Genomic DNA, 5421 nt, shown 5'->3' on the forward strand with positions numbered 1-5421 from the left:
GAATGCCGTCCTTGACCCGCTTCACCAGCTCGATGTGGTGGCGGTTGCAGGGCGTGAGGTCCGAGCCCGACTGGCAGATGCCGATGATCGGGCGGCCGCTGGTCAGCTCCTCCAGGGTGATGCCCTGGTTCATGTAGCGCTCCAGGCACAGCGCGGTGGTGCCGGGGTGGTCCGGGTTGTCGAACCAGTCGCGCGAGCGCAGCCGGTCGGGGGTGATCTTGTGGGCAGTCATCGAAGGTCTCGTCAGTCGCTGATCTCGACCATGGGATCAGCACCGTGTATTCGGGAAACACGCGGCTTCCCAGCGATTGGCCAGGCGACTCGTCAGTCGTGGTACACCACGCTGCGACCGCCATCGATCGTCAGGCAGGCCGCATTGATGAAGGGAGCCTCGTCCGAGGCCAGGAAGACGGCCGTCATGGCCACTTCCTCGGGGCGTCCCAGGCGCCCGGGTGGCAGCAACGCCTCGATGCTCGCCCGTGCGGCATCCGGATCATCGAACGTCTGCCAATGCGCCTCGACGGCGGGGGTGGCGATGTAGCCCGGCGCAATGGCGTTCACCCGCACACCGCGCTGGGCATATTCGATGCCGAGGGCTCGTGTCATGCCGATCAGCCCATGCTTGGCCACCGGGTAGGGAAAACAGCCGGGAATGATCGAGAAGGCATGGGTGGAGGCGATGTTGATGATGGCTCCACCGCCTTGCTCGAGCAGGTCCGGCAGCGCGGCCCGGCTACAGTGCCAGGCGCCTTCCAGGTCGACCTCCAGGCAGCGCCGCCAGGCCTCGTCCGGCATGGTCAATGGCGCGTGGAAGACGTTCATGCCGGCATTGTTGATCAGCGTGGTCAACGGCCCCAGTGCCTCGCGGGCCCGCGACACGGCGGCCTCCACCTCGTCGCGGTCGGCAATGTCAGCCGCCATGGCCAGCGCCTCGTGGCCCTGATGTCGGAACCGGGCAGCCAGTCGTTCGATGCCCGCTTCGTCCCGATCCAGCAGGGCCACCGCGGCGCCCTCGCGGACACAGGCTTCGGCGATGGCGCGCCCGATGCCGGCGGCGGCGCCGGTCACCAGGATGCGCTTGTCGACCAGTCGACCTGTCATGTCTCAGGCTCCCGGCACGGGGCACGCGACCGGCTGCCACCGACCTCGGCGCCCCGCGGGCCTTCTGCTTCCGCCACCATGTCGCCTCTCCTCTCGACAGGGCATCAGTGCGAATGCCGCGGCACGTCGGCGCCGCGCATGCCGACCAGGAAATCGAAGTCGCAGCCTTCGTCGGCCTGCAGCACGTGCTCGATGTAAAGCTGGCGGTAGCCGCCGCTGCGGGCGATCTCCTTTGATTCCGCCGTCGGATCGCCCTCGGCCAGGCGCGAGGCGAGTTCGGCCTCGTCGACCTCCAGGTGCAGCCGGCCGGTGTCGCAGTCGAGCTCGATCCAGTCGCCGTTGCGCACCGCCGCCAGCGGGCCGCCGGCCGCCGCTTCCGGGGCCACGTGCAGCACCACCGTGCCGTAGGCGGTGCCGCTCATGCGGGCGTCGGAGATGCGCACCATGTCGGTGACGCCCTGCTCCAGCAGCTTGGACGGCAGGCCCATGTTGCCGACCTCGGCCATGCCGTGATAACCGCGCGGCCCGCAGTTCTTCATCACCAGGATGCTGTCGGCATCGACCTCCAGGTCGGGATCGTTGATACGCGCCTTGTAGTCGTCGAAGTTCTCGAACACCACGGCGCGACCGCGATGCTGCATCAGCTCGGGGCTCGCCGCCGACGGCTTGAGCACCGCACCGCCCGGCGCCAGGTTGCCGCGCAGCACGCACATGCCGCCGTCCTCGCGCAACGGGCTATCCAGCGGGCGGATCACCTCGTCGTTGTAGAGCGGCGCGTCACAGACGTTCTCCCACAGCGTCTTGCCGTTGACGGTCAGGGCGTCCTTGTGTGGCAGGCGGTCGGCTTCGCCGAGGCGCTTGAGCACCGCGGGCAGGCCGCCGGCGTAGTAGAACTCCTCCATCAGGAAGCGCCCCGAGGGCTGCAGGTCGACGATGGTCGGCGTGCCACGACCGATACGCGTCCAGTCGTCCAGTGCCAGGTCGACGCCGATGCGCCCGGCGATGGCCTTGAGGTGGATCACCGCATTGGTCGAGCCGCCGATCGCCGCGTTGGTGCGGATGGCGTTCTCGAAGGCTTCGCGGGTCAGCACCTTGGACAGCTTGAGGTCCTCGTCGACCATCTCGACGATGCGGTTGCCGGACAGGTGAGCCAGCACGTAGCGCCGCGAGTCGACCGCCGGGATCGCCGCATTGTGCGGCAGCGAGGTGCCGAGCGACTCCGCCATGCAGGCCATGGTCGAGGCGGTACCCATGGTGTTGCAGGTGCCCGCCGAGCGCGACATGCCAGCTTCTGCGGCCATGAAGTCGTGGATCGAGATCTTGCCCGCCTTGACCTGTTCGGAGAGCTGCCAGACCACGGTACCGGAGCCGATATCCTTGCCCTCGTGCTTGCCGTTGAGCATCGGCCCGCCGGTCACCACGATGGTCGGCAGATCGCAGCTCGCCGCGCCCATCAGCAACGCCGGCGTGGTCTTGTCGCAGCCCACCAGCAGCACCACCGCGTCCAGCGGGTTGCCGCGAATCGCTTCCTCGACGTCCATGCTGGCCAGGTTGCGGGTGAACATCGCCGTAGGCCGCAGGTTGGACTCGCCATTGGAGAACACCGGGAACTCCACCGGGAAGCCGCCGGCCTCGAGGATGCCCTTCTTGACGTGTTCGGCGATCTTGCGGAAGTGCGCGTTGCAGGGCGTCAGCTCCGACCAGGTGTTGCAGATGCCGATGATCGGCTTGCCCTGGAACTCGTGATCGGGAATGCCCTGGTTCTTCATCCAGCTGCGATACATGAAGCCATTCTTGTCGGCACTGCCGAACCACTCGGCGCTGCGCAACCGGCGCTTGTTGTCGGTCATGGAAGTCTCTCCTTAATCGCGTCTCGCGGCCTGTCTCGTGTCGAGGGCATCGCCTCGAATTCATCGCCGGTATGCGGCGAGGCCTTGGCATGACGGTAGCCTGAAGTCGACGCGTAGTCGACACATACGAAAGTATATGTTGAACAAATATCGTGTATGTACAACATTTAAGGCCCGCGACGCACCGCCAGATGCGACGCCGCAACACAACAACAGCTTCGATGGAGAGTTCAGATGCCCAACCTCAAGCCCAGCCTGCTGCTCACCGGCACGGCGCTGATGCTCGGCCTTTCCACCGCCCAGGCGGCGGAGTACGAGTGGAAGTTCCAGGCCTCCGAGACCGCCGGCGAGCCCAGCTTCAAGATCAAGCAGGAGTGGGCCGACAAGATCGAGACCATGACCGATGGCCGCGTGCACATCGAGATCCTGCCGATCAATTCGGTGGTCGGCCCCACCGAGACCCTGCAGGCGGTGTCCTCCGGTATCCTCCAGGGCCACATGACCGACCCGAGCTACTTCTCCGGTCAGGATCCGGCCTTCGGCATGATCGGTAACCTGGTCGGCGCCTGGAGCAACCCCTACGACTTCCTGGAATTCATGAAGCATGCCGGCGGCGAGGAGCTCTACAACGAGCTGGCCGCCCCCTACGGCACGCACCTGATCAGCGCCGCGACCTTCCCGCTGGAGTCGATCCCCTCCACCGTCGAGATCGATTCCATCGACGATTTCCAGGGCCTCAAGATCCGCGCGCCCCAGGGCATGGTCTACAACATCTTCGAGCGCATCGGCGCCACCCCGGTCAACCTGCCGGGCTCCGAGGTCTACACCGGCCTGGAGAAGGGCGTGATCGACGCCGCCGATTCCACGGTACTGTCCAACAACGACGCCATGGGCATCCACGAGTTCGCGCCCTACCCGCTCTACCCGGGCTTCCACTCCATGCCGATGATCGCCGTGTCGCTCAACAAGGAGATCTGGGACGGCCTGCCCGAGGACCTGCAGGTCACCCTCGAGACCGCCTTCGACGACATGGCCTATGACCTGATCGCCCGTCTCAAGGAGCAGGACATCGAGACCCTGCAGGCGCTCAACGAGAACCCGGACGTGCACCCCGTCGACCTGCCCGTCGCGGAGCGCAAGAAGTTCCGCCAGGCCGCCGAGCAGGAGTGGGCCGAGTGGGCCGGCCGCAACGAGATGACGCAGAAGATCTACGACCAGGCCACCGCCTTCCTCAAGGCTCGCGGCCAGCTGTAATCCCCGATCGACTGCCCCCGGGCGGCGGTGCTCCGGCACCGCCGCCTTTCCCGACGTTCATGACGGCGCTCCGCGCGCCACCCCGGAGGAGTCATGTCTTCCCCCCTTCCCGACGATCGCCTCGCGCTGGGCGACGAACCTGCCGCCACTCGCGAGACCGCGGTCGCCAGCGAGCCGGAGACCGCCAGCGAGGCCCGCGGCGCCTTCGACCGCGGCGTGGTCCTGGCCGCCCGAGGCGCCGCCTGGCTGGTGTTCATCGCCATGGCCATCAGCGTCTACGAGGTCATCATGCGCTACGGCTTCGACTCGCCCACTTCCTGGGTTCACGAGAGCGTGGTGATGCTGGTGGCAGTCGGCTTCGCCCTTGGCGGCCCGGCGGCGCTGGCCAGCGATCGCCACATTCGCGTCAAGGTGCTCTACGACGCCGTCGGCCCACGCTTCCGCCTGTGGCTCGACCGCTTCAACGACCTGGTGACCTTCGGCTTCTGCCTGGGCATGACCTACGCCGCCTACACCATGTTCTGGGCGGCCTCCCACAACCCGCTCGGCGAGTGGCAGCTGGAGCGTTCCGGCACCTCCTGGAACCCGCCGTTCCCGGCCCTGGTGAAGGGCGTGATCCTGCTGGCACTGGCCATCATGTGCATCCAGGCGCTGCTGCACCTGAGCCGCTCGCTGCGTCGCCGGCCCGATACCGTATCCAAAGAGACAGCATCATGAGCATTGCCGACGGAACACTGCTGCTGGTGGGGCTGATCTTCGCCCTGCTGGTCACCGGCCTGCCGCTGGCCTTCATCACCGGCCTGGTCGCGCTCTCCTTCACCTTCGGCTGGTTCGGGCCCAACGCCCTGCCGCTGGTCACCAGCCGCGTCTACGGCTTCGTCACCGAATATTCGCTGGTGGCGGTGCCGATGTTCGTGTTGATGGCCTCGCTACTCGACCGATCGGGGATCGCCAGGGACCTGTTCAACGCCATGCGCGTGTTCGCCGGTCGCCTGCCCGGCGGCGTGGCGGTGCAGACCATCGTGGTGGCCTTCTTCCTGGCCGCGCTGTCGGGGATCATCGGCGGCGAGATCGTGCTGCTGGGCATCCTGGCGCTGCCGCAGATGCTACGCCTGGGCTACGACAAGCACCTGTCGATCGGCGTGGTCTGTGCCGGCGGCGCGCTGGGCACCATGATGCCGCCGTCGATCGTGCTGATCATCTACGGGCTGATCGC

5 protein-coding genes and 1 pseudogene are annotated in these 5421 nt (G+C 66.9%); 3 read left to right on the top strand and 3 right to left on the bottom strand.

What is annotated here, in order from left to right; translation table 11 throughout:
- The 3 genes and pseudogenes from FHR96_RS22165 to FHR96_RS22175 all read right to left on the bottom strand — a co-directional run.
- Positions 1-232, bottom strand: a pseudogene (locus FHR96_RS22165) (dihydroxy-acid dehydratase); the annotation flags it as partial.
- Between the two features lie 92 nt (positions 233-324).
- The gene (locus FHR96_RS22170; protein WP_183389888.1) at positions 325-1101 is read right to left on the bottom strand and encodes an SDR family oxidoreductase; all 777 of its coding nucleotides are present in this window, start codon (positions 1099-1101) and stop codon (positions 325-327) included.
- A 104-nt stretch (positions 1102-1205) separates the two neighbouring features.
- On the bottom strand, positions 1206-2951 hold the full coding sequence (locus FHR96_RS22175) for an IlvD/Edd family dehydratase (protein ID WP_183389889.1): 1746 nt from the start codon (positions 2949-2951) through the stop codon (positions 1206-1208).
- Positions 2952-3185: 234 nt separating this feature from the next.
- On the opposite strand from FHR96_RS22175, the gene FHR96_RS22180 reads away from it, so the two are divergent.
- The 3 genes from FHR96_RS22180 to FHR96_RS22190 form a co-directional block, all read left to right on the top strand.
- The gene (locus tag FHR96_RS22180) at positions 3186-4205 is read left to right on the top strand and encodes a TRAP transporter substrate-binding protein (protein ID WP_183389890.1); all 1020 of its coding nucleotides are present in this window, start codon (positions 3186-3188) and stop codon (positions 4203-4205) included.
- 93 nt (positions 4206-4298) lie between these two features.
- A complete protein-coding gene (locus FHR96_RS22185) occupies positions 4299-4922 on the top strand; it encodes a TRAP transporter small permease subunit (RefSeq protein ID WP_183389891.1) in 624 nt (207 codons plus the stop codon).
- Positions 4919-5421 (top strand): TRAP transporter large permease subunit (locus tag FHR96_RS22190; protein WP_183389892.1); only part of this gene is annotated, 503 nt, incomplete at its 3' end. The genes FHR96_RS22185 and FHR96_RS22190, both read left to right, overlap by 4 nt.

The organism is Halomonas organivorans, from assembly GCF_014192055.1.
Lineage (GTDB): Bacteria > Pseudomonadota > Gammaproteobacteria > Pseudomonadales > Halomonadaceae > Halomonas > Halomonas organivorans.